Origin of the sequence: Cupriavidus sp. 2KB_3, from assembly GCF_052115685.1 — a bacterium.
Classification (GTDB): domain Bacteria; phylum Pseudomonadota; class Gammaproteobacteria; order Burkholderiales; family Burkholderiaceae; genus Cupriavidus; species Cupriavidus campinensis.
In genome coordinates this window covers 1-24,024 of the sequence record NZ_JBFRHD010000028.1, presented here as the reverse complement: position 1 = coordinate 24,024, position 24,024 = coordinate 1, and the positions used below count along the sequence as shown (strand labels likewise).

The window sequence follows — 24,024 nt, the reverse complement described above, 5'->3', positions numbered from 1 at the left end:
CAGAGGTGGATTTGGAATTACGCGCAGGGGCGCTGAACAAGCCGTAAGCGCCCCGCAGTTTGGCGCTACCGCCCGGGCGTGTCACAATTCAAGGTTACGAGTTCGGGCGCCGCATCGGCTGCCGCGTGGTGATTTCACGCGGGAGCGCCCCAAGAGCCGACAAATTCACCTAGATTTCTGGCGATGACTACCATCCTGCAGCACATTCCTTCCGGCCAGCGCGTCGGAATCGCCTTCTCGGGCGGACTCGACACCAGCGCCGCGCTCCTCTGGATGCGCCAGAAGGGCGCCATTCCCTACGCCTACACAGCCAACCTGGGTCAGCCCGACGAGCCGGACTACGACGACATTCCCCGCCGCGCCAAGGCGTATGGCGCCGAGGAAGCCCGTCTGGTGGATTGCCGCGCGCAACTGGTGTCGGAAGGCATCGCCGCGCTGCAGTGCGGTGCATTCCACATTTCCACGGCCGGTGTGACGTACTTCAACACCACGCCGATCGGCCGCGCCGTGACCGGCACGATGCTGGTGGCCGCGATGAAGGACGATGGCGTCAATATCTGGGGCGATGGCAGCACGTTCAAGGGCAACGACATCGAGCGTTTCTACCGCTACGGCCTGCTGACCAACCCGGGCCTGCAGATCTACAAGCCGTGGCTGGACCAGCAGTTCATCGACGAACTGGGCGGGCGTGCCGAAATGTCCGAGTTCATGCGCCAGAGCGGCCATGACTACAAGATGTCGGCCGAGAAGGCGTATTCGACGGACTCGAACATGCTTGGCGCCACGCACGAGGCCAAGGATCTCGAGCACCTGGACTCGGGCATTCGCATCGTCCAGCCGATCATGGGCGTGCAGTTCTGGCGCGATGAAGTGGAAGTGAAGCGCGAGGAAGTGACCGTGCGCTTCGAGGAAGGCCAGCCCGTGGCGCTGAACGGCAAGACCTTTGCCAACAGCGTGGACCTGTTCATGGAAGCCAATGCCATCGGCGGCCGCCACGGCCTGGGCATGAGCGACCAGATCGAGAACCGGATCATCGAGGCCAAGAGCCGCGGCATCTACGAAGCCCCGGGCCTCGCGCTGCTGTTCATCGCCTACGAGCGCCTGATCACCGGCATCCACAACGAAGACACCATCGAGCAGTACCGTGACAATGGCCGCCGCCTGGGCCGCCTGCTGTACCAGGGCCGCTGGTTCGACCCGCAGGCCATCATGCTGCGCGAAACGGCCCAGCGCTGGGTGGCGGGCGCCGTGACCGGCGAGGTGACCATCGAACTGCGCCGTGGCAACGATTACTCGATCCTGAACACCACGTCGCCGAACCTGACCTACAAGCCGGAACGGCTGACGATGGAAAAGGGCGAATCGATGTTCACGCCGCTGGACCGCATCGGCCAGCTGACGATGCGCACGCTGGACATCGTGGACACCCGCGAGAAGCTCCAGACGTACGCGAAGAGCGGCCTGCTGTCGACCAAGACCAGCGCCGCGCTGCCGAAGCTCGAAGACTGAGCGCGGGCAGGCATCGCCTGAAGAGCCGGCAAGGGCAACCTTGCCGGCTTTTTTCATGGCTGGCGCGCAGGTAGCAGCGTGGCGGGGTCGATGGCACCGGCCATCGCCGCGTAGCCGCGGTTGCCCGGGTGGAGGTGGTCGCCGCTGTCAAAGGCGGGGTGCAGGGCGTCCGGGTGGGCGGGGTCGCGCAGGGCGGTGTCGAAGTCCGCCACGGCATCGAAGGCGCCGCTGGTGCGGACCCAGTGGTTCACCTGCTGGCGCAGCGCATCCTTCTCCGGGCTGGCGTAGCCGTGGATCGGCGATCCCTCCACGGCCAGCGCGCCCGCGAACGGCGTGATCGTGGCGCCGATCACGCGCACACCGCGCCGGTGCGCACGGTCGATCAGGGACTGGTAGCCGGCGATCAGGTCGGCGGCGGCGGGCAGGCGGGTCGTCGGCAGGAAGGTCGAGCCGGGCCAGCCGATGTCGTTGATGCCCAGCGCCACGATCACCGTCTGCACGCCGGGCACATCGAGCACGTCGCGCTCGAAGCGCGCCCGGCCCGCCTCGCCCATGCCGGCGCGCAGCAGTTGCCCGCCCGAGATCCCCGCGTTGAGCACTGCGATGCCGTCCCCGGCCAGCCGGGCGGCGAGCACATCGGGCCAGCGCCGGTTGGCGTCGGGCGTGGCGCCATTGCCTTCGGTGATCGAATCGCCGAGTGCCACAACCACCGGCGCCGGCTGGCGGGCTTCCACCTCGATGGCGGACAACAGCAGCCTGGTCTGGAAGGTCTCGGGCCGGGGCAGGGCGGTATCCGCCACGTGGTTTCCATCGACGATATAGGCCGTCTGCCGGCCATCCCAGTGAAAGGTGTCGATCCGCGTCGGCCCGGGCAGGTGGAGGCTGATCGCCACCTCGGCCAGCGCCGGCAACGGTGACGACAGCGGCACCGGGTCGCTGGTTGCCGTGGCGCCGGGCGGGATGCTGACGGCGGGTTGCCCGGCGAAGGTCACCGCATGGTTGGAGGCGGGATCGATCCTGCCGCCGCCGGCATGGCGGGCGAGCTGGACGGCCCCCACAGTCAGCGGCACCCGGCCGTACTGGTTGGACAGCACCACGCGCACCCGACTTCCGCCGATGCTGACGCGAGCAACCTGCCGCACGGTGCGGTCTTCGAGCCGGGCTGGCAGGCCGGTAGGCAAAGGCAGTTCGTCGGGTCGCCAGACCGGTTGCTGGCTGACCACCCAGGTCGGCACCCATTGCGGGGCGGCCACGGCGGGGGCGGCGGCGATCCAGCCCGCCAGGGCAATCATGCGAAGCAGCGAGTAGGCAGACATCAGAAATCTCTCATCAACGTCGGAAGGGCCTGACTGTCGCCCATTCCTCTTTGCGTGGGAATGCGGCAAAATCGCCTATCACTCATTCCATTAAAGAATGATATGGACACCCTCAAGGCGATGCGCGTCTTCACCCGCGCGGTAGAGCTGGGCAGCCTCTCCGCCGTGGCGCGTGAGCTGGAAAGCACCCAGCCGACCATCAGCAAGACCGTGGCGGCGCTGGAGGCGGACCTTGGCGTGCGGCTGCTCGAGCGCAGTACCACCCACCTGCAACCGACCGAGGCCGGCCGTCGCTTCTACGCCCATGCGCTGACCGTGCTCGATGCCTATGCCGAAGCCGCCGCCGATGCGCGCGGCCGGACGGACCGACCCGTGGGCAAGGTGCGCATCAGCGCGCCGGTCAGCTTTGGCGTGCTGCGGCTCAATGCGCTGATCCTCGATTTCCTTGCCCGGTATCCGGAGGTGGATGTCGAACTGGTCTTCGACGACCGTTTTGTCGATCTGGTGGAGGCGGGCGTGGACGTGGCGTTGCGGCTCGGTGCGTCGCTGCCGCCCAATGTGGTGGCGCGGCGCATTGCGGTGTCGCCGCGCGGGCTCGTGGCCGCCCCGGACTACCTCGCGCGCCATGCCCCGGTGCGGCAGCCGGCCGACCTTGCCGGCCTCGACCTGCTCCGTTTCACCTGGCTCGCCGCCGGGGATGAAATCGTGCTGACCGATGCCCACGGCAACGTCGCGAGCGTGGACGCGCCGTGCCGCTATCGCGCCAACAATTCGCTGGCCATGCGCGAGAGCTTCCTCTGCGGCGCCGGGTTTGGCCTGACGCCGGCCTGGCTTGTGCAGGACCTGCTCGACACCGGCGCGCTGACCCCGGTGCTGCCCGGCTGGCAGGGCCCGGCGCAGGACGCCTACCTGGTCTATCCGTCGCGCCGCCACCAGCCGGCGCGCACACGGGCGCTGCTGGCCTTCCTGGCCGAGCGCGTGCCGGCCTTGCCTGGATTCCACCCCGTGGAAGCCTGACTCGACGGCGAAGTCACCCGAAGTCACCCGAAGTACCCGTAAGCGCCGCAAGCGCCGCGTCGCCTGCAAGCCGCGCCACATCGGCGCACAATGCGCGCTGGCGGTCGCGCAGGCGCCGCCAGACCCCTTGCTTCGGCCTCGACTACCCTGGGAATTCGCCATGCCAGATTTCACCATGCAGTACCGCCGCCTCGGCGCCAGCAACCTGAACGTTTCCGCCCTATGCCTGGGCACCATGATGTTCGCGGACCAGACCGATGAGGCCGAGGCCGCCCGCATCGTGGCCAGCGCCCGTGACCACGGCGTCAATTTCATCGACACTGCCGATGTCTACAGCAAGGGCGGCTCCGAGCAGATGGTGGGCCGCCTGCTGATTGCCGACCGCCACGACTGGGTGCTCGCCACCAAGCTCGGCAACCCGATGGGCAGCGGTCCGAACCAGTCGAACTATTCGCGCACGTGGATCCTGCGCGAGGTGGAAGACAGCCTGCGCCGGCTGGCCACCGACTATGTGGACATCCTCTACCTGCACCGCGACTTCACCGGTGCCAACCTTGAGGAACCGGTGCGCGCCATGGGCGACCTGATCCGCGCCGGCAAGATCCGCTACTGGGCCGTGTCGAATTTCCGTGGCTGGCGCATCGCCGAGATCGCCAGCCTGTGCGACCGCCTGGGCGTGCCGCGCCCGGTGGCCTGCCAGCCGTACTACAACCTGCTGAACCGGATGCCGGAAGTGGAAATCCTGCCCGCCTGCGAGCATTTCGGCCTGGGCGTGGTGCCCTACAGCCCGATCGCGCGCGGCGTGCTGACCGGCAAGTACCTGCCGGGCCAGAAGCCGGATGCGGACAGCCGCGCCGGCCGGGCCGACCGCCGCATGATGGAAACCGAGTTCCGCGAGGCGTCGCTGGTCATCGCCCAGCAGCTCAAGGCGCATGCCGAAGGGCGGGGGCTCACGCCGGGCCAGTTCGCCACGGCCTGGGTGCTGGCCAACCCGATCATCAGCAGCGTGATTGCCGGGCCGCGCACACTGGCGCAGTTCGAGGACTACTTCGGCGCGGTGAACGTTGCGATCTCGGCGCAGGAAGAGGCACTGGTCGATGGGCTCGTGCCGCGCGGCCATGCCTCCACGCATGGCTATACCGATCCGAACTATCCGTTCGGCGGCCGTCCGGTGGCATCCGCATAAGCGGTCAGCGCAAGAAGTACAAGCCCGCACCGCCCGCGTGTGACGCGCGGGCGGCTCGCGGCGCCGTTGTGGCACGCTGGTGCGCCACGTGTTGCGCGCCGGGCACGGCACCACAAGAAATACCGCGTTTGAAAGCGTGCGCCAGCCCACTTCGGCATGCCACACCACGCTGGTTGCTAGTAATATCAATACAGACTGCTGCTGTCCGATGCTGGCGCGGCAGCCTGGAATGTATAAGCTGGTGGCGCCCCGGAACGGGTGGGCGCAAGCGCAACCGGATGCCGAAACGTGTCACGTCGTCGCTGGATTCTCGCTGGCTTGGCGGTTGCCGCATGTGGCGGCGCCTACTTGGTTGTGACCCTCGTCACGCACGAGGTTCGCACGTCGCAATGGCAGGCTCGGTACATGAGCCGGCTGGGCAAGTCGTTGACCTACGAACTCCAGCCCGGCGCGAGCGACAGCATCCGTTATCCCCATTCCGGTCCGTACGACGAGCGCCTGGGCTACGAGCGCCTGCCCGAGTTCGGCGAGCGCCTGCTGCGGCACGGGTTTGCCACCACCGCGCAGGTACGCATGTCGCCCGAGCTGGTGCGGCTGATGGACGAGGGCATCTTCCCGCCCTACCGCGAGAAGAACCAGGCGGGCCTGATCGTGCGCGACTGCAATGCGCTGACGCTGGCCTTCGAACGCTATCCCCAACGCCAGTACGATAGTTTCGACGGGGTGCCGAAGGTGCTGGTGGCGTCGCTGCTCTACGTCGAAAACCAGAACCTGCTCAATCCCGAGTATCCGATGATGAATCCGGCCGTGGATTGGCGCCGGTTCTCGCGCGCGGTGCTCGACCAGGCCGTGAAGCTGGCCGACCGTCGCCACGACTCCGCCGGCGGCAGTACGCTGGCCACCCAGATCGAGAAATTCCGTCATTCGCCCGAGGGGCGGACCCAGTCGATTCCGGACAAGTTCCGCCAGATGACCTCGGCCTCGCTGCGCGCCTACGTCAATGGCCCCGATACCCAGCGCGCCCGCGAAAACATCGTGCTCGACTACCTGAACACGGTGCCGCTCTCCGCGCGCGTGGGGCATGGCGAGATCAACGGCATCGGCGACGGTCTGTACGTCTGGTACGGCGAGGACTTCGGCGAGGTCAATGCGCTGATCCGCAGCATGGACCCGCGCCGTCCCACGCCGCGCGAGGCCCAGGCATACAAGCGCGCGCTGTCGCTGATCGTCTCGCAGCGGCGGCCGTCGTATCACCTGCGGCGCGACGATACCAACCTGGACGCACTGACCGGCAGCTACCTGCGGCTGCTGGCGGCGGCCAACACCATCACGCCGGAGTTGCGCGACGCGGCGCTGGCGCAGTCGCTGGACAAGGCAGCCCCGCCGCAGCGGCCCGATCCCCCGCCCTGGGTGACGCGCAAGGCGGTCAACCAGGTGCGCAACGATGTGTCGCACCTGCTCGGCGTGGACAGCCGCTACGCGCTGGACCGCCTCGACCTGACCGTGGACAGCACCATCAACCGCGAAGTGCAACGCATGGTCACGGATACGCTGCTGCGCATCCGCAACAAGGCCGATGCCCGCGAGATGGGCCTGTACGGCAAGAACCTGCTGCGCGAGGGCGACGACCCGTCGCGGCTGGTGGCCAGTTTCACGCTGTTCGAACGCGTGGGCAACGCCAGCCTGGTGCGGGTGCAGGCGGACAACGTCGACCAGCCGTTCGATATCAACGCCGGGGCGCGGCTGAACCTGGGCTCCACCGCCAAGCTGCGCACGCTGGTCACCTATCTGGAAGTCATCAACGAGATCTACGACCGCCACGCCAGCCTGGGCCGGACCGAGCTGGCCGCGATCCAGGTGCCGCGCCAGGACGCGCTGACCCGCTGGGTGATCGACACCCTGATCAAGGCCAGGACGCCGGCCGAGCGGTCGCGCGGGGCCATCCTCGAAGCCGCGATGGAGCGCAAGTACTCGGGCAATGCCGGCGAGGCGTTCTACACCGGCGGCGGCATGCAGAGCTTCACGAACTTCGAGAAATGGGAGGGCGAGCGCCAGATGACGGTGCGCATGGCCTTCCAGCATTCGGTGAATCTCGTCTTCATCCGCATGATGCGCGACATCGTGAAGTACGAAGTCCACCAGGCCCACCCGGAAGCCACCGCGCTGATGGAAGACCGCAACGACCCGGGCCGCCGCCCGTACCTGGAGCGCTTTGCCGACGAGGAAGGCAGTTCCTATATGACGGCGTTCTGGCAGCGCTATCGCGGCAAGACCTCGGATGAGCGATTGAACATCCTGCTAGGCCGCGTGAAGCAGCCGACGTCCTACGTGGGGGCGGTGCGCCTCTCGGTGACGCTGCTGAGTGCCCGGCCGGCCACCGACTTCGACACCTACGCCGCCCTGGTGCGCGCGCGGCTGCCCAAGCAGAAGCAGCCGTCCGAGGAGGACCTGCGCAAGCTCTACGAAAAGTATGGGAAGGACAAGTTCGACCTGAACGACCGGGGCTACCTGTCGCGCATCCATCCGCTGGAACTGTGGATGGTGGAATACCTGGGCGACCACCCCGACGCCACGCTGAGCGAGGTGCTCAAGGCCAGCGCGGACGAGCGGCAATACGTCTACAAGTGGCTGTTCAAGACCCGCAGCAAGCTGGGGCAGGACGCCCGCATCCGCACGCTGCTGGAGAAAGAGGCGTTCGACAAGGTGGCCAAGCGCTGGCAGCGGCTCGGCTATCCGTTCGATTCGCTGACGCCGTCGTACGCCACGGCCATCGGCGCCTCGGGCGACCGCCCGGCGGCGCTGGCGGAGCTGGCCGGCATCATCCTTGGCAATGGCGTGGATGCCCAGCCATCGACGATCCGCACGTTCGCCTTTGCCGCCGACACCCCCTACGCCACCACGTACGCCCTGCACCCCGGGCCGGGCAAGGTGCTGATTGCGCCGGAGATTGCTGCGCTGGTGCGGCGCTCGATGTTCGATGTGGTGGAGAGTGGCACGGCCAAGTCGATCCGGGGGGCCTTCACGCCGGTCAGCCGGCCGGGGCAGCCCGGCGCGCCGCTGATGATTGGCGGCAAGACCGGCACGGGCGACCAGCGCTTCCAGACCTATGGCCCGGGCGGGCGGGTGATTTCGTCGCGCTCGGTCAATCGGTCGGCCACCTTCGTGTTCCTGCTGGGAGACCGCTATTTCGGCACGGTGACGATCCACGTGCGCGAACCGTACGCGGCGCGCTACGCGTTCACGAGCGCGCTGGCCGTGCGCGTGCTGCGCTCGGTGGCGCCGCAGGTCGCGGCGATGGCCGCTCCGGGCAGCACCACCGCGCTGCAGCGTTGCGGCAAGGAGGAGGGTTCAGTTCTTACGGCGAACCAGGTCGTATATCACCAGTAGCACGATGGCACCGATGACCGAGGCGATCCATCCGGCGGCCTCGCCCGGCTGGTAGTACCCCATCGACCGGCCGAGGTAGCCAGCCGCCAGCGCGCCAAGCACGCCGAGCAGGATGGTCATGATCCAGCCCATCTTGTCGTCGCCAGGCTTGATGGCGCGGGCGATGAGCCCTACGACAAGTCCAACCAGCACAGTACCGAGGAATGCCATCATGGTGCGCTCCCGTAGCAGTGGATGAAGCGGCGGGTGGCCGCCGGAGCATCATGCCATGAATCGATGGCGGGTGGCGGATGGTGTTCTCCCCTCGCCCTTGCGGGGAAGGGAGAAGGGAGAAGGGAGAAGGGCGAGGGGCGAGGGGCGAGGGGCGAGGGGGAGGGGAGAACTCGCCGTGCTCAGTGCTTGCGCGAGCTGATCACCGCCTCGGCCACGTTGGCCGGGGCTTCGGCGTAGTGCTTGAACTCCATCGTGAAGGTGGCGCGGCCCTGGGTGAGAGAGCGCAGCGAGGTGGAGTAGCCGAACATCGTCGCCAGCGGCACCTCGGCGCGCACGATCTTGCCGCCGCCGCCCGCGATATCTTCCATGCCGTGCACCATGCCGCGCCGCGAGGAGAGGTCGCCCATCACGTTGCCGGTGAATTCCTCGGGCGTTTCCACCTCCACGGACATCATCGGCTCCAGCAGCACCGGCTTGGCGCGGCGCATGCCTTCCTTGAACGCCATGGAGCCCGCCATGCGGAACGCGTTTTCGTTCGAATCCACATCGTGGTACGAACCGAACACCAGCGTCGCCTTGACGTCCACCACCGGGTAGCCGGCCAGCACGCCAGCCTCCAGCGTCTCCTTGATGCCCTTGTCCACCGCCGGGATGAACTCGCGCGGCACCACGCCGCCCTTGATGGCGTCGACGAAAGCATAGCCGCCGCCCTGCGGCATCGGCTCGAGGTTCAGCACCACGTGGCCGTACTGGCCGCGCCCGCCCGACTGTTTGATGAACTTGCCTTCCACATCCTTGGCCGAGCCCTTGATGGTCTCGCGGTAGGCCACCTGCGGCTTGCCGACCGAGGCTTCCACGCCAAACTCGCGCTTCATCCGGTCCACCAGGATTTCCAGGTGCAGCTCGCCCATGCCCGAGATGATGGTCTGGCCGGACTCCTCGTCGGTCGCCACGCGGAACGACGGGTCTTCCTGGGCCAGCCGGTTCAGGGCGATGCCCATCTTCTCCTGGTCGGCCTTGGTCTTCGGCTCCACGGCCTGCGAGATCACCGGTTCCGGGAAGGTCATGCGTTCGAGGATGATGACCTTGTCGGGGTCGCACAGGGTGTCGCCCGTGGTGGCCTCCTTGAGGCCCACGGCCGCGGCGATATCGCCGGCGCGCACTTCCTTGATCTCGTTGCGGACGTTGGCGTGCATCTGCAGGATGCGCCCCAGCCGCTCGCGCTTGGACTTGACCGGGTTGTAGACCGTGTCGCCCGAATTCACCACGCCCGAATACACGCGGAAGAAGATCAGCTGGCCGACGAACGGGTCGGTCATGATCTTGAAGGCGAGCGCAGAGAACGGCTCCTCGTCGTTCGGGTGGCGCTCGGCCTCCTTGTCGTCCTCGGTGTGGCCGAGGATGGCGGGCACGTCCGCCGGCGACGGCAGGTAGTCGATCACGGCGTCCAGCATCGCCTGCACGCCCTTGTTCTTGAACGCGCTGCCGCATAGCATCGGTACGATTTCACCGGCGATGGTGCGCTTGCGCAGCCCGGCCTTGATCTCTTCCTCGGTCAGCGGCTCGCCGCTCAGGTAGCGCTCCAGCAGGTCCTCGCTGGCTTCGGCGGCGGCCTCGACCATCTTCTCGCGCCATGTCTGCGCGGTGGCCTGCAGCGCGGCCGGGATCTCGGTGTACTCGAAGCGCACGCCCTGGCTCGCATCGTCCCAGACGATGGCTCGCATTTTCACGAGATCGACCACGCCCTGGAAATGATCCTCGGCGCCAACCGGAATCTGGATCAGCACGGCGTTGCCCTTCAGGCGGTCGGCGATCTGGGACTGCACGCGGAAGAAGTCGGCGCCCACGCGGTCCATCTTGTTGACGAACGCGATGCGCGGCACCTTGTACTTGTTGGCCTGGCGCCAGACGGTTTCCGACTGCGGCTGCACGCCGCCCACGGCGTCATAGACCATGCAGGCGCCGTCGAGCACGCGCATGGAGCGTTCCACCTCGATGGTGAAGTCCACGTGGCCGGGGGTGTCGATGATGTTGATGCGATGCTCGGGATAATTCCCGGCCATCCCCTTCCAGAAGGCCGTGGTGGCGGCCGACGTGATGGTGATGCCGCGCTCCTGCTCCTGCTCCATCCAATCCATGGTGGCGGCCCCGTCGTGCACCTCGCCCAGCTTGTGGTTCACGCCGGTGTAGAACAGGATGCGCTCGGTCGTCGTCGTCTTGCCGGCGTCGATATGCGCGCTGATGCCGATGTTGCGATAGCGTTCGATGGGGGTCTTGCGGGGCACGGTGATTCTCCGGTTAGGGCACCACGGGCCGTTAGCGTAGCACTTCTACGAATTCCTCGTGCAGTGCCGCATGGCCGACCGGGCCCGGCCGGATCAGGCGCCGGTCAGGGCCAGCTTTGCCGCGCGTAGTCGCCGTCCCTGGCACGCACCAAAGCGGCGCGTTCTGCGGCGCGCGCATCGGTATAGAACGGCGGATCGGCCAGCGGCAGGCCGTTCTCGCGCGCGGCGTCGACGAGGATCTGGAGGTACTCGGTCATGTGCGACGCCGTGTAGTCGTTGGTGTCATGAAAGCTCACCACCACCGGCACCACGCCGTTCACCGGCTGGAGCCGCCGCGCGCCGATGGCCGCGCGCACCTGCTCCAGCTCGCTCACCATGTGGGAGCGCCGCCGCAGGCTGATGTGCCAGCCGTAGATCTTGCCGTCGCGCGCGTTGGCGTCGGCCATGAGCATGCCCAGGCCCAGTCCCTGGTAGACGCCCCGCGTCTCATCGTTATAGGCCCAGTTGGGCGGCCGTACCAGTTGCGCCACGTGGCGGCACTGGGCGGCGATGTCCGCCTCGCCCGCGCGCAGCGACGCCGCCAGCTCGGTCGGCGCCAGCTTGGTATGGGAGACATGACCCTCCACCAGGCCGCTATGCACGGCGAGCAGGTGGCCGGCGGCGCAGGTCTCGCGCATCTGGGCGCGCCCGGCCGGGCCGCCACCCCGGCGCGGATGCGCGGTCTGGACGAAGAAGATGGCCTTGATGCCGGGCGTGATCGGGTTGTCGGCCAGCTGGCGCAGGATCAGCGGCGTGCTGCCGTCCGGGCCGGCGTCGGGGCCATCGTCGAACGTCAGCAGGAAGCGCAGCGGCGGCAGCTTGGCGGCCGGCTTGGCGAACGCCACCGGCGTGGCGCTAGCGGGCGGCTCCGGGGCCTCGGTCACGGGGAAAGTCCCATCGGCAAACCCGGACACGGGCGCGCCCAGAAACAGGGCGGCGGACAACAAGAATCGAACGACAGCAGCACGCATGCGGAAATCAGGGGAGCGGAGACGACAGCGCGCAGTCAGACCCGCACCGCGCGAGGCAGCACGATACCACCGGCCTGCGGCCCCGCCGTGGCCCACTTTGTAAGCAGGTATGTGAAGTGGTGAATGCAGTACTTATGGCGATGGCGGACCAAGCGGCCATCCGCGCCTCCCCGTTTCCCTGTGCCCCGCCTTGTCAGCGTCCGTCCGAAGCCGATTTCGGCGGACGCCGCACGGTGCGGGCCGGCGGCGCTTTCTACAATGAACTGAGCAGTCCATGCGATTAGTCTGAATTTCACCCGTTACAACGACAAAAAGGCGGTCACGATGCTGCGCGCCCCAGCCCTTCCTCTTACTCGTCCGACATGGCTGATGCTGGCCGCCATGGTCGCGTCCACGGCCATGACCCTAGCCACGGCGGCTCGTGCCGACGGCCCCGGCGTTGCCTTCTCCGCCAGCCGGCCCGGCGGCGCGCTGCCGGAGGGCTGGCAGAACAAGCCCGTGGTCAGCGGCAAAACCCTCACGCGCTACACGCTGGTGGCCGAGCAAGGTACGACGGTGCTCGAGGCCGACGCCACCGGCGCCGCCTCCGGCCTGATCCACGCGGGCGACTTCGACCTCGCCGCCACGCCGGTGGTGCAATGGCGCTGGAAGGTGGCCGGCCCGATCCCGAATGCCGACAACCGCGAGGCCAAGCGCGAGGACGCCCCCGCGCGGCTGGTGTTCTTCTTCGACGGCGAAAGCAGCAACCTGTCGATAGGCGAGCGCGCCGGCATGGCCATCTCGGGCGCGGTCGGCGACAAGCTGCCCTACGCCACGCTGATGTATATCTGGACCAACAGCGCCCCGGTCGGCACGGTCATCGCCAATCCGCATACCAACCGGGTGCAGATGATTGTGGTGGGCGGGGCGGCCGATGCCGGCAAATGGCAGAAGCTGCGCCGCAATGTGAGTGCGGACTTCCAGAAGGTTTTTAGCGAGACACCCGGAAAGCTGCTGGGTTATGGCCTGATGACCGATACCGACAACACCGGTGCCAACGCGCGCGCCTGGTACGGCGACATCCGCTTTACCGCGCGCTAGATGCCGGGCGGCGGGGTGCGGGCGATGGCGGCGCGGATCGCCTCCGCCACGCGCAAGGTCAGTTGCGGGGCCAACTGCGGATCATCCTCGATGCCGGCGGCCTCGCGCACGCTGACCACCTTGGCCGGGTCGTAGTGCCGGCCGCTCCCGATGGCCGCCTCGAACGCATTGGCGCGGGCATTGATCTCGACCGGGTCCGCGCTCACCAGCAGGATGGCGTGCGCCAGCACCAGGTGGCGCTGGCCGTCGGCCGACTGCGCCGCGGCCGGCGCGCGGCGCCAGTACTGCGCGGTGCCGGCGATCTTGCGCGCGAGAACGCTCGTCCCCCCGTCCGGCGCCCAGGCCAGGTTGTAACGCCCGTCGCAGAACGACCCCTCCACCGCCTGCCAGTGGGTCTCCACGCCCAGCTGGCGTAGCCCGTGGCCCAGCACCTCGCACAGGTGGATATAAACCGGCTCCATCCACGTGGCCGCGCCCTTCGGCACCGCATAGGCCAGGCTCACGTTCAGGATGCCCGGCCCCTGCGGCACCAGCCCGCCCCCAGACATGCGCAACCAGACCGGGCAGCCCTGGGCGGCAAACGCCGCGCGGGCGGCCTCGATGCCGGGCTGGCGCAGGTAGCTGCGCGGAATCACCAGCGACAGCGGCGCCTCCCACAACTGCGCCACCGGGCCGCGCAGGGCGGCGTGGTCCAGCAGCGCCAGTTCGCCCTGCAGCGGATCGGCCTCGGCCGGGTCTGGATCGATGAAGGAGAAGGCGGACGGCTGAGCGGTCATGGCAGGGGCTCCAGGTGGACAGTGCTGCGCAATTTTCCCGATCATCGCGCATATTGGCCACCCGTTGCTAACGGAAGCTAAGGGAATGGGGCTGCGGCGTCGTTAATCCCAGGGAATTCCCAACAGACTCCCGACCATGAACCGTCTCACACTGAACACCAAACTCTGGGCGGCGCTTGCCGTCATGTGGCTGCTGCTGCTCGCGCTCGGTACCTGGAACGCCTTCCACGCCAAGTCCGTGATGATGGGCGAGCGGCGCGAGAGCCTGCAGTCGCTGGTCGCCACCGGCGAAGGCATTGTCAAGATGTACGCGGCACGTGCGGCCAAGGGCCAGATGTCGAAGGAAGACGCCCAGACTGCCGCCAAGGACGCGCTGCGCGCGATGCGCTTCGGCCAGAACGGCTACCTGTTCATCATCGATTCCAAGCCGCAGGTGATCCTGAACCCGGGCCTGCCGCAGACCGAGGGCAACATGGTCGGCGAGTTCAAGGACCCGGATGGCGTCTACGTTTACCGCGCCATCCTGGAAGGCGCGCGCCGCACCACCGGCCCCGAGGCCGGTTTCTCGACCTACCGTGGCCGCCTGCCCGGCACCGAGAACCCGCAGCGCAAGCTGACCTACGGCCGCCACGTGGCGGACTGGGACTGGTTCGTGGCCACCGGCGTGTTCCTGGTCGATGTGGAAGACGCGTTCCGCGCCAACCTGATCAACGCCCTCGTCAGCACGCTGCTGATTGGTGCGCTGATCGCGGTGGTGATGCTCTGGCTGATGCGCACCGTCAAGCACAGCCTTGGCGGCGAGCCAGCCTACGCGGTGGAAGCGGTTACGCGCATTGCCGGCGGCGACCTGACCGTGCCGGTGGTTGTGCGCGCCGGTGACGAGCACAGCGTGCTGGCCGCCATGCAGCGCATGCAGACCCGCCTGGCGGGCACGCTGGGCGAGATTCGCGGCGCGGCGGGCTCCATCGCCACGGCCACGGACCAGATCTCGGCGGGCAATACCGATCTCTCCCAGCGCACCGAAGAGCAGGCTTCGGCACTTGAGCAGACCGCGTCGAGCATGGAAGAGCTGACCGGCATCGTGCGCCAGAACGCGGACAACGCGCGGCAGGCCAGCGCGCTGGCCGTGAACGCCTCGGATATCGCCAACCGGGGCGGCGACGTGGTCAGCGAGGTGGTGGCGACGATGGGCGAGATCAACAACGCCTCGCGCCAGATCGTCGACATCATCGGCGTGATCGAAGGCATCGCCTTCCAGACCAATATCCTGGCCCTGAACGCCGCTGTGGAAGCGGCCCGGGCCGGCGAGCAGGGCCGGGGGTTTGCCGTGGTGGCGGGCGAGGTGCGCAGCCTGGCCCAGCGCAGCGCCAACGCCGCGAAGGAGATCAAGACGCTGATCGACAACTCGGTGGCGCAGGTAGACAACGGCTCGGTGCTGGTAGCCAAGGCCGGCGAGACCATGCACGAGGTGGTGGGCGCGGTGCGCCGCGTGACCGACATCATGGGCGAGATCAGCGCGGCTTCCGCCGAGCAGAGCACCGGCATCGAGCAGGTGGGCCAGGCCGTGACGCAGATGGATTCGGTGACGCAGCAGAACGCGGCACTGGTGGAGGAAGCGGCCGCCGCCGCCCATTCGCTGGCCGAGCAGGCCCAGTCGATGATGCGCGCGGTGTCGGCGTTCCGGCTGGCGACGGCCTGATCGATCCGGCGCGTACTGAAGCAAAAACCGCGGCCTCAGCCGCGGTTTTTGCTTTGTGGCGCTGGCGGTTCAGGCCAGCTGCGTCGGCGAGAGCGAGAGGGCGCGCGCCGCCTTCGCGGCAATCTCGAACGACTTGAGCCGCGCCGCGTGGTCGTAGATCTGGCCGGTCAGCATCAGTTCGTCCGGGCGCAGGTCGTCCACGAAGCGTTGCAGGCCCTCGCGCACGGCAGCGGGGTCGCCCACCACCGAGACCGCCAGCGAGCGGCGGATGTGGTCGGCCTCGCTGGCGTCCCAGAGCAGGTCCATGTTGTCCACCGGCGGCTTGAGCTGGCCCGGCGTGCCGCGCACCAGCGCCAGGAACTGCTGCTGGAGCGACGAGAACAGCCGGCGCGCCTCGTCGCCGGTATCGGCGGCGAACACGTTGACGCCGAGCATCACGTGCGGGCGGTCCAGCTGTTCGGACGGGCGGAAGGTGCGCCGGTACAGGTCCACGGCCTGGCGCATGAAGCCGGGCGCAAAGTGCGACGCGAACGCGAACGGCAGCCCCATCGCGGCGGACAGTTGCGCGCTGAACAGGCTCGATCCGAGTAGCCACAGCGGCACCTTCAGGCCCGCGCCTGGCACCGCGCGCAGGCGCTGGCCCGGGCGCACATCGTCGAAATAGGCCTGCAGCTCTTCTACATCCTGCGGGAAGGTGTCGGCGCTGTCGTGGCTCAGCTGGCGGCGCAGCGCGCGCGCCGTGGCCTGGTCGGAGCCGGGCGCGCGGCCCAGCCCGAGGTCGATGCGGCCCGGATACAGCGCGGCCAGCGTGCCGAACTGCTCGGCAATCACCAGCGGCGAGTGGTTCGGCAGCATCACGCCGCCCGAGCCGACGCGGATGGTGGACGTGCCATTCGCCACGTAGCCGATCAGCACGGACGTAGCCGCGCTGGCAATGCCGGGCATGTTGTGATGCTCGGCCAGCCAGAAGCGGCGATAGCCAAGGCGTTCGGCGTGCTGCGCCAGGTCCAGCGTGTTGCGCATGGCCTGGCCGGCATCGCTGCCTTCCACGATCGGTGAAAGGTCGAGCAGGGAATACGGAATCATGGATGCGGGACGCGGCCGGGGTGGACCGGTGCGCCATGTGGAGACGGAAACGGGGCTATGGTAGTCACGCGCGCCGAATCGTGCTGGCGCCCGCCAAGTAGCCCTGCTAACCGTGGGGGCTAGGCGAACCCCCGCGGCGCTACCCGAACAGGCGCTGCGCTAGGTGAACAGGCGCTGCGCTATGGGCCCCTGTGCAATGCGCCGGCCGATGTCGAACCCGAGCGCGCGGTAGCTTTCCCACTGCGCTTCGTCGAAGAACTGGTCGGCGGTGCCCTGCTGCGGGAAGTCGCGATGGACCGCGCCGTACTGGCGCACATCGGCCGGCGCGGTGGGCGTGAGGCGCGGCTTGAGCAGGACGATGCGGGTGACCGGCGGGGCGTCCGGCGCGCCACCCTGGCCGGCCACATAGGCATTGAGCAGCAGCCCGACCTTCGTCCGGCTTTCCGGGCTGGCGTCGGCGGCAAAGTCGTCCAGGGTGCCGAACACGGTCTTGAGCACCGGATCGGTCGCGGCGGCGGTATCCACGACGATCTCGAGCCCGAAGTCGATGCGGGCCAGCCGGATCAGGTTGGCAAGATCCTTGAAGCGGTAGTCGGCGTCGCAGCCGCAGTCGCACAGCACGATCAGCGCCACGCGCCGCTCCGGGCGCAGTAGCTCATAGACGGCGGTGTTCTCGAAGTGGCCGCCATCGGACAGGTACTGCCAGCCCCGGCGCGTGCCGTGGAAGCGCGCGGCGAGTTCGCACCCCAGGTAGTACTGCGTGCGGAACAGGCCGGTCAGCACGCCGAGCGTGGGCCGCGCGCGCCCCGCCGTGCCGCGCCGGCGCATCGGGGCGTGCGCGCCGCCGCTATCCAGCCGCGATGGCCACCAGACGCCGAGCCGCAGGTTGGCGAACCCCATCAGCAGCGAGGTGCCCAGCGTGGAGGCGCGGCCGAGGCCGGTGGAGATGGCGGCGCCCGAGATCGCCACCCAGTCGCCCACGGTGCGCGCATGGGCCATCTCGCCGGGATGGCGGCGGAAGGTGTGTTCCTGCGACATCGCGCAGCAAGGCCGCCCATCGACGCTGAATCGCACGTACGTATCGGCGGGCAGGTGCTGCGGGGCGCCCGGCTGGGCCAGCGCCGGGCCCGGCGAGACGCAGAGCGGCTTGCCCTTGCGGTCGCGCTGGACGAGCTGCTCGGCCGGATCGACGGTCAAGTTCAGCGTGACGTTGATCAGGTGCAACGGCGCCAGCACGCGGGGATCGTAATAGTCGTTGAGGCTCAGGGCGTCGTCCGGCGCGGGCTCAGCCACGCTGAAGCGCTGGCGCGCCTCCCGGCTGTCCGCCGCGGCGGTGAAGCGGTTGCCGTTGGAGGCACCCAGGTACGCGCGCGTGAGCCGGGAGGCGTAGAACGACTGGAGCGTGGACAGGTTCAGGAAGCCCGCGAAGCGCCCCACCACCATCGCCATGACCAGCGCGAGCCCCGTCAGCACGGCCAGTGCGGGCGTGGTCCAGGCCTTGCCGAAGACGAGCCAGTCGACCGGCTCGCCGCCGTCCCACCGCACCCAGAGCACGATCCACGACCAGAGCACGAAGACGAGCAGCGCCATCACCGCCGCCAGCGCCCCGGCCAGCAGCGAGACGGGCAGGCGGCCCAGGATCGCGCGCCAGGACGAATCGCCGGCGCCCTTGTGGCCGTTGTCGAGCAGATTGGCGCCATAGCGGACCAGCCAGACCAGCACGCCCAGCGAGCCGGCCGGGCCGAGCGCGCCCCACGGGTGCTCGGCCAGATAGCTATAGAGATAGCCGGTGCGCGCGGCGGTATCGGCAAGGCCCAGCGCGGCCAGCGCGCCGGTGACGCCCATCGCCGTGCGCAGCGCCCGCGTGGCGCGCACGCGGAACATGGTCACAGAGCGCGGGGCCGGCATCACCATGACCAGGCAGGACGCCACGCCCAGCCAGGCCAGGATGCCGATGGCGAAGCAGGCGTAGGCCAGCCGGGGCGCCGGCTGCAGGCGCTGGAACCACCACGCGGTGGCCAGGAAGGCCGCGCCGATCAGCGCCGCGAGCAGCACGGCATTGTTCAGCACCCGCACAGGCTGGCGCGGGTCGTCCGAACGCGGGTAGACCAGCCAGAACGCGATGCCGGGCGGCACGGCGAACAGCAGCGCCGACGCCACCGGCAGCCACAGCAGGGGACTCCACCAGATGGCCAGCCGCTCGTCGTAGAACGCCAGGCGCGCGGCGTGGAGCAGGTCCATCTCGTTGCGGGCCAGTCCGTGCCACGCGCCCGTGGCCAGATGCAGGCCCAGCGCCAGCGCGGCCAGCAACACCAGTAGTGCGCTGCCAATCACATATTGCATGGCCAGCCAGTTGCGCACCACCACGGCGGCGGCGTAGAGGTTGTCGCCAGCACCGGTGGGGGTGAGGTAGCGGCCGTTCTCGCGCAGCCACGCCACGGCGGCCCGGCCCGGTGTCTCGGCATAGGAGACCGAGGTGTGGATGCGGCCCGGCGGTTCGTATTGCATCGTCCGGTAGGCGTCCTGTGCGGCCTGCACGGCGCCGGTGCCGCGCCGCAGCCGGCCGGGCACGAACAGGCTGACGAAGAACGCGCCAACGTAGCCGCCGCCGCTGACGGTGGAGAGGTAGTCGAACTGGGCCAGCAGCGATTGGGTGCCGACGACGGTGGGGGAGGGCGGGGTGTCGAGGGGTGTTCGGGCGGGAGTCTGGGCAGGATTCGGCGCTTCGGCCAGCGCCTGCATGACGCCGAGGCAGAACGTGGCGCTGCGGATGCCGCCGCCGGAGAGGGCGAGCGCGTAGGTCTGGCCGGCGTTGTGCCGGGGAATCTCGAGCATGCGCCGGCGGTGCGCCACGCGCGCGGCTTCATCGTCCCAACCTGGGTCTTCGCCTGGCATGCCGCCCTCCCTGCACAATGGCCTGGGCCAAGTATAGGAAGCGGCGGTTGATCCCGGGGGACTGCGGGTGGATTAGTGCGCGGCGGCTTGCTTGGTGGGGTCGTTGCTGGCCTCGTCGGACTGGGTCGACAAGGCACCCTGCAGGCGCTTCCATTCGTCGAACCCGCCCGCCAGCGCCCAGGTGCGGCGGTATCCCGCCACGCGCAGCCGCTCCGCCAGCACGGCGGCGGACATCTCATGGGGGCAGGCGCAATAGACCACGATGTCATGTTCGGGCGAATGTTCGCCCAGGGTTTCCAGCGGCGCGTGCAGCTCCATGACCAGCGCGCCGGGAATGCGCTCGATGGGGGCCACGCCGTGCGCGCGCACGTCCACCACCAGTGGCGCCGCGCCCGCCGAGCGGCGCGACTCCAGCTCCATCACCGTCATCCGCGGAATCCGGCCGGTGCGGCGCAGCAGGCGCCAGCGCAGCCAGAAGCGCCAGGCAATGAACAGCGCGAACGCGCCGCCGGCGACCAGCACGGCGATATGGCCATAGGTGCTGAACGCGGCCAGGATCGTATCGACGAAATCACTGAATACCACGCCTGCCAGCAGCGCGCCGCCGGCCCAGACCAGCGCGCCGAGGGCGTCGTAGAACAGGAAGGTCATGAACGGCGTGGAGGTCATGCCGGCCATGGCCGTGGAGAGCGCCCCGGCGCCGGGCAGCAGCTTGGCGAAGACCAGCGAGCGGGGCCCCACCCGCAGGTAGAGCGACTGGGTCTGCCGGATGCAGGTGTCGGGGGAGAGGGAGACGCGGCAGATCGTGCGCAGCATCGGCTGGCCCAGCCGCTTGCCGGCGAAGTACCACGCCGTATCGGCAATCAGGCAGGCGGAGATCACCGCGAACAGCACGGCGCCAATCGACGGACCGGACTCCTGCATCGACAGCGCACCCGCCACGAACATCATCGGATAGGCCGGCACCGGCAGGCCGGCCTGCTCGGCCAGCACGCTCAGGAATACCAGGGACAGCCCATGGCTGTCCAGCAAGGCCTGCAAATCACCCACGACATGTCTCCCGCCAGAAAAGGGGTCCGGCGCGATAACAAGGGGGGCGGCCGGATGGACCCACAGTGTGCCAGCGCCACCGGCGGCGTGCACTGCCATGATGCGGACAGGGTCATCAAATTACTGGATTGTGGCTGGACGGCGACGTGCCATCGCCCGGATCCGGGCCGCTGGCGCGGGTGGGGGCGCCGGGTGCGGCCGCTTGCAGGGCGATCAGCGCGTGGTTGAATTCGGTCACGATGGCGACATAGCGCGGCAGTAGCGCGTCGATCACGGCGCGTTTGCCCTGGCGCGCGGCGGACTCCAGCGACTTGCCCGCCGCCACGAGCGTCGGGCAGCGGGCCAGCGCGGCGCTCCCTTTGGTGCGGTGCACGGTGCGTTGCACGCCGGTCCAGTCGCCCGTCGCCACCGTCCTCTGCAGGTTGGCCATGTCTGCCTCGTTGGTCTCGATCAGCCGCGCGAGCAGCATCCGGTAGAGCGCGGGGTCGTCCCGCGCCGCGTTGGCCACCGCCGTGCCCATGGCCTCGCGTTCGGCGCGGGGCAGTACCCGGCGGGCCCCGGCGCGGGTTATGGCGCGGGTCAAGGTGTCAGGTGGCAACGGCGGGCGAAGTCGACCAGATCGACCAAGGATTCGGCGCGCAGCTTGGCCATGATGCGCGCCTTGTAGCTGCTGACGGTCTTGTTGCTGATGAACAGCGCGTTGCCGATGATCTTGTTGCTCATGCCGCGCGCGAGCATGCGCAGGATGACCACTTCCTTGTCCGACAACTTGCGCAGGCCCTCGTCGTCGCTGACCATGCGGGACTCGCGCGAGGTGTCGCTGAACGAGATGGCCGTGGCGGGATTGGCGCTCGCGCCGTTCGGGAACACGGTGAAGCCGCCGAGCACGCTTTCCACGCAGCGGACGATGGCGTCCATGTCCTGCGTCTTGCTGATGAAGCCCTGCGCGCCCGCCTGGTAGGCGCGTGCGGCGAACGGCGTGGGGTTCTGGGCGGTCAGGATCAGGATGCGCACGCCCGGGTGGAGCGCGCGCATGCGCGGCGTGGCATCTAGCCCGCTCATGCGGGGGATGTCGAGATCCAGCACAACGAGGTCGGGTTTGTGTCGACGCACTGCCTCGATGGCGCTCTGGCCGTTGTCAGCTTCCAGCAGCACATTCACGCCCAGCAGCTGCGAGAGATGGGCGCGCATGGCAAGCCGCAGCGCGGGGTGATCGTCGACGATCAGGATGGTGGTCATGCGTTACTGCCTTGCGGCCGCGCCACGTGGGCGGGCCAGGGGTCATCACTGACTGGGCAGTATATGGAGATAACGCCGCTCCGTTTGTGGGAAGTTTCCGCAATCGCTGTGTGAAATTTCCCCAATTGGGCCGCACTAGATCCAGATCATGTTCGCGTCACATTTTTTGTCACGCATAGGCTACGGGCTATCCCAAAAAAAATAGCGGCCCTCCACCAACATGGGGGGCCGCAAATCGGGAATGCGAGGAGGTCAGAATCCTCAAGAAGTGTTATCGGCACTTGGGTGCGACGCTGATCCCTACTTAGGTGGGGCCAGCATCACACTGCCCGCCTCTGTCAGGCGATGAGCCGATCCGGATGGTTGGCCGGCCCCGTTGCGGCCCGCACGCGCCGCACGCCGGCTTCCATCTCCGCGTGCGCGGCGTCCAGCCACGCGATGCGGTGGCGCACGGGGTCGTTGGGCGAGAGGTCGTGGGCGGAAATCTCGCGCAGGAAATACCGGACCATGCTGCCGGCGCGCGCGGGCACCGGCATCATGCCCAGCATCTGGCCCCGGTCGATCAGACCCAGCCCGGCGGCATGCCGCAGCCCCGCCCACGCCGTACGCCCGAGTCCTATATAGAGTGCATGGCGATGGCACTGCCCGAGCCGCGCGAGGAAGAGTGACTCGAAGACGGTGCGGAGCATGGGCACATCGAGCAGTTCGTCGAGCGGGCCGTCGAACGCGAGGCCGCGCCGCGTGGTGGCGTGGGGCAGGAGGGCGAGCGGCTGGATGGCGTCGAAGCCATCGTTCCACAAGGCGGCCGCATGCGGTTGCCCGATCAGCTCGGGCACGCGGAAGTGGTCGAGCATGCGGATCAGGTTGGGCCGCACCAGCCGGCCGCCCAGTTCCACGCGCCGCTTGTTCTCGCGCTGGATGATTCGCCCGGGCGTATGCGCGAGCAGCAGTTCCTCCGTGACCGACGCGGCGAGCCGCACATGGGTGTGGCCCGGCGTGGTGCTCACCAGCACCAGGCGCGCATCGGCGTTCCGATGCTCGAACGGCACGTAAGCCATGGTGTACGTCCCGTCCTGATCCACCATCACGGGTTTGTCCGCAATGGCTCGCGCGCCGCCACGCCGGATGCGCACGCAATACTCTTCGATGTAGTTCGCCAAGATGTCCCCGCTCCAATGCTTCCCTGCTGCTTGCTGCCATGTCTTGTTTTGGCTTCATGTTAAGCCGCAGTACATGGCCACGAAAGCGCCCAAGTGGCGTCCGGATCGCGTTACAACACAGGCTTGGTTGGCGAGCGAACCAATGAGAGAAGGTAGCCCTACGTATGAGGGATGCGTTTCGCTCTTGGGATGTGGATCGCGCTGTAGGACAACGTTGCGCGACGGTTGGGTCAGGATGATGACGGGCGCGGGCGGGATCGGATCGGCCGCTGGGGCCGCCCGCAAAAAAGGCCGGACACGAAACGTGTCCGGTAACCCATTTGCTGACTCAGGTCGTGTCAGAAACCCGAGAGCTCAAATGATAACCATTATCATTTATCGCGTCAATGAATACGGCGTCGCCTTCAAGCGGTGAGCGTGGTCTCGATCGAAATCTGGGCGGACAGCGCTTTGTGCACCGGGCACTTGTTCGCCACGCGCAGCAGATCTTCGCGCACGTTCGGCGGTAGCTCGCCGTCGATCCTGACGGTGCGGATCATCTTGTAGGCGCCTGGTGCCTCCTCGTGCCGCACCGAGACGTGCACCTCGCGCAGGTCATAGCCCTTGCGCTTGGCGTAGATCTGGAGCGTGAGCGTGGTGCAGGCTGCCAGCGCGGAGTCGAGCAGATCGTGGGGGTTCGGCAGCGACGGGTCGCCTGCGGGGGCGTCCAGATCCGCGCGCCAGGTGGCGGTCTCATTGCGCAGGTCGCAGGCGCTTGCGCCCGAGGCGGCCAGCCAGGTTGCTTCGATCGTCATGGGTGATTGTCCTCAGGAGATGGGTTGGGCGGGAACCGGTCCCGGACTGGTGATTCTATATACAGGGGGCCTGACATCGCGCCGAGCAGGTGCCGTGATCGTCATTTCCAGAAAAATCTGAAGTTTTGATGACAAACCCCTTGCCAGCCTGCGCTGGCTCCCTTAATATTCGCCCCCTCGCAACACAAACCGCGCTGCAAACGCAGCAGCGACAAGGGTTGCGGGGTTGATGGGTGGTCGGGCTGAGCAGTTTCGCAGCGCTGACCGCAGCGAAAAAAACTTCGCTGACCTGTTGACGAAACGCAGATAGTTCTTCATAATC

Annotated in this window: 18 protein-coding genes; 6 read left to right on the top strand and 12 right to left on the bottom strand. The window is 68.1% G+C overall.

All coding sequences use genetic code 11. The features are described from left to right. The first annotated feature begins 183 nt into the window (after positions 1–183). Entirely contained in the window at positions 184–1,509 is a 1,326-nt protein-coding gene (gene argG / locus AB4120_RS24755; RefSeq protein ID WP_144203275.1) for an argininosuccinate synthase, read from the top strand. A 53-nt stretch (positions 1,510–1,562) separates the two neighbouring features. Here argG and AB4120_RS24750 read toward each other — a convergent pair whose 3' ends face one another. Continuing rightward, positions 1,563–2,825 (bottom strand): SGNH/GDSL hydrolase family protein, encoded by a 1,263-nt coding sequence (locus AB4120_RS24750; RefSeq protein WP_149138623.1) that lies wholly within the window; start codon positions 2,823–2,825, stop codon positions 1,563–1,565. A 102-nt stretch (positions 2,826–2,927) separates the two neighbouring features. On the opposite strand from AB4120_RS24750, the gene AB4120_RS24745 reads away from it, so the two are divergent. From AB4120_RS24745 to AB4120_RS24735, 3 genes are all read left to right on the top strand, one after another. Next, complete coding sequence (locus AB4120_RS24745; RefSeq protein WP_149138624.1) at positions 2,928–3,842, top strand: LysR family transcriptional regulator; 915 nt, start codon at positions 2,928–2,930, stop codon at positions 3,840–3,842. Between the two features lie 160 nt (positions 3,843–4,002). Continuing rightward, positions 4,003–5,028 (top strand): aldo/keto reductase, encoded by a 1,026-nt coding sequence (locus tag AB4120_RS24740; RefSeq protein WP_149138625.1) that lies wholly within the window; start codon positions 4,003–4,005, stop codon positions 5,026–5,028. A 288-nt stretch (positions 5,029–5,316) separates the two neighbouring features. Further along, a complete protein-coding gene (locus AB4120_RS24735) occupies positions 5,317–8,415 on the top strand; it encodes a transglycosylase domain-containing protein (protein ID WP_149138626.1) in 3,099 nt (1,032 codons plus the stop codon). Here AB4120_RS24735 and AB4120_RS24730 read toward each other — a convergent pair. The 3 genes from AB4120_RS24730 to AB4120_RS24720 form a co-directional block, all read right to left on the bottom strand. Beyond that, complete coding sequence (locus tag AB4120_RS24730) at positions 8,377–8,628, bottom strand: GlsB/YeaQ/YmgE family stress response membrane protein (protein ID WP_149138627.1); 252 nt, start codon at positions 8,626–8,628, stop codon at positions 8,377–8,379. The genes AB4120_RS24735 and AB4120_RS24730 overlap by 39 nt on opposite strands. A 179-nt stretch (positions 8,629–8,807) precedes the next feature. Further along, positions 8,808–10,913, bottom strand: coding sequence for an elongation factor G (gene fusA / locus AB4120_RS24725; protein ID WP_149138628.1), 2,106 nt, complete (start codon positions 10,911–10,913; stop codon positions 8,808–8,810). A gap of 104 nt (positions 10,914–11,017) precedes the next feature. Next, positions 11,018–11,896 carry a polysaccharide deacetylase family protein gene (locus AB4120_RS24720; protein WP_262389720.1) on the bottom strand — a complete coding sequence of 293 codons (879 nt, stop codon included), beginning with the start codon at positions 11,894–11,896 and terminating at the stop codon, positions 11,018–11,020. Between the two features lie 396 nt (positions 11,897–12,292). On the opposite strand from AB4120_RS24720, the gene AB4120_RS24715 reads away from it, so the two are divergent. Next, entirely contained in the window at positions 12,293–13,003 is a 711-nt protein-coding gene (locus AB4120_RS24715; protein ID WP_262389721.1) for a DUF3047 domain-containing protein, read from the top strand. Here the strand turns inward: AB4120_RS24715 and AB4120_RS24710 are convergent. Further along, positions 13,000–13,779 (bottom strand): lipoyl protein ligase domain-containing protein, encoded by a 780-nt coding sequence (locus AB4120_RS24710; RefSeq protein WP_441642971.1) that lies wholly within the window; start codon positions 13,777–13,779, stop codon positions 13,000–13,002. The genes AB4120_RS24715 and AB4120_RS24710 overlap by 4 nt on opposite strands. A gap of 136 nt (positions 13,780–13,915) precedes the next feature. On the opposite strand from AB4120_RS24710, the gene AB4120_RS24705 reads away from it, so the two are divergent. Beyond that, entirely contained in the window at positions 13,916–15,478 is a 1,563-nt protein-coding gene (locus AB4120_RS24705; RefSeq protein ID WP_149138630.1) for a methyl-accepting chemotaxis protein, read from the top strand. Between the two features lie 69 nt (positions 15,479–15,547). On the opposite strand, the gene AB4120_RS24700 is transcribed toward AB4120_RS24705, so the two are convergent. The 7 genes from AB4120_RS24700 to AB4120_RS24670 all read right to left on the bottom strand — a co-directional run bounded on the left by AB4120_RS24700 (position 15,548) and on the right by AB4120_RS24670 (position 23,702). Further along, positions 15,548–16,564, bottom strand: a complete 1,017-nt coding sequence (locus AB4120_RS24700) for an LLM class flavin-dependent oxidoreductase (protein ID WP_149138631.1) — start codon at positions 16,562–16,564, stop codon at positions 15,548–15,550. 159 nt (positions 16,565–16,723) lie between these two features. Continuing rightward, the gene (locus AB4120_RS24695) at positions 16,724–19,459 is read right to left on the bottom strand and encodes a hypothetical protein (protein WP_149138632.1); all 2,736 of its coding nucleotides are present in this window, start codon (positions 19,457–19,459) and stop codon (positions 16,724–16,726) included. Between the two features lie 72 nt (positions 19,460–19,531). Next, on the bottom strand, positions 19,532–20,509 hold the full coding sequence (locus AB4120_RS24690) for a DedA family protein/thiosulfate sulfurtransferase GlpE (RefSeq protein WP_149138633.1): 978 nt from the start codon (positions 20,507–20,509) through the stop codon (positions 19,532–19,534). A 115-nt stretch (positions 20,510–20,624) separates the two neighbouring features. Then, complete coding sequence (locus tag AB4120_RS24685) at positions 20,625–21,092, bottom strand: Hpt domain-containing protein (protein WP_262389722.1); 468 nt, start codon at positions 21,090–21,092, stop codon at positions 20,625–20,627. Beyond that, positions 21,089–21,748, bottom strand: coding sequence for a response regulator transcription factor (locus AB4120_RS24680; RefSeq protein ID WP_149138634.1), 660 nt, complete (start codon positions 21,746–21,748; stop codon positions 21,089–21,091). The genes AB4120_RS24685 and AB4120_RS24680 overlap by 4 nt, the downstream gene beginning before the upstream one ends. A gap of 338 nt (positions 21,749–22,086) precedes the next feature. Next, positions 22,087–22,908, bottom strand: a complete 822-nt coding sequence (locus tag AB4120_RS24675; protein WP_149138635.1) for a hypothetical protein — start codon at positions 22,906–22,908, stop codon at positions 22,087–22,089. 404 nt (positions 22,909–23,312) lie between these two features. Then, entirely contained in the window at positions 23,313–23,702 is a 390-nt protein-coding gene (locus AB4120_RS24670) for an OsmC family protein (protein ID WP_149138636.1), read from the bottom strand. Positions 23,703–24,024 lie beyond the last annotated feature (322 nt).

Bases quoted from the DNA above. Each gene is read 5' to 3' on its own strand.
- AB4120_RS24750 (WP_149138623.1), bottom strand. From the start codon at position 2,825: ATGTCTGCCTACTCGCTGCTTCGCATGATTGCCCTGGCGGGCTGGATC.
- AB4120_RS24680 (WP_149138634.1), bottom strand. From the start codon at position 21,748: ATGACCACCATCCTGATCGTCGACGATCACCCCGCGCTGCGGCTTGCC.
- AB4120_RS24745 (WP_149138624.1), top strand. From the start codon at position 2,928: ATGGACACCCTCAAGGCGATGCGCGTCTTCACCCGCGCGGTAGAGCTG.
- argG (WP_144203275.1), top strand. From the start codon at position 184: ATGACTACCATCCTGCAGCACATTCCTTCCGGCCAGCGCGTCGGAATC.
- AB4120_RS24700 (WP_149138631.1), bottom strand. From the start codon at position 16,564: ATGATTCCGTATTCCCTGCTCGACCTTTCACCGATCGTGGAAGGCAGC.
- AB4120_RS24705 (WP_149138630.1), top strand. From the start codon at position 13,916: ATGAACCGTCTCACACTGAACACCAAACTCTGGGCGGCGCTTGCCGTC.
- AB4120_RS24740 (WP_149138625.1), top strand. From the start codon at position 4,003: ATGCCAGATTTCACCATGCAGTACCGCCGCCTCGGCGCCAGCAACCTG.
- AB4120_RS24715 (WP_262389721.1), top strand. From the start codon at position 12,293: ATGCTGGCCGCCATGGTCGCGTCCACGGCCATGACCCTAGCCACGGCG.
- AB4120_RS24670 (WP_149138636.1), bottom strand. From the start codon at position 23,702: ATGACGATCGAAGCAACCTGGCTGGCCGCCTCGGGCGCAAGCGCCTGC.
- AB4120_RS24710 (WP_441642971.1), bottom strand. From the start codon at position 13,779: ATGACCGCTCAGCCGTCCGCCTTCTCCTTCATCGATCCAGACCCGGCC.
- AB4120_RS24695 (WP_149138632.1), bottom strand. From the start codon at position 19,459: ATGCCAGGCGAAGACCCAGGTTGGGACGATGAAGCCGCGCGCGTGGCG.
- AB4120_RS24730 (WP_149138627.1), bottom strand. From the start codon at position 8,628: ATGATGGCATTCCTCGGTACTGTGCTGGTTGGACTTGTCGTAGGGCTC.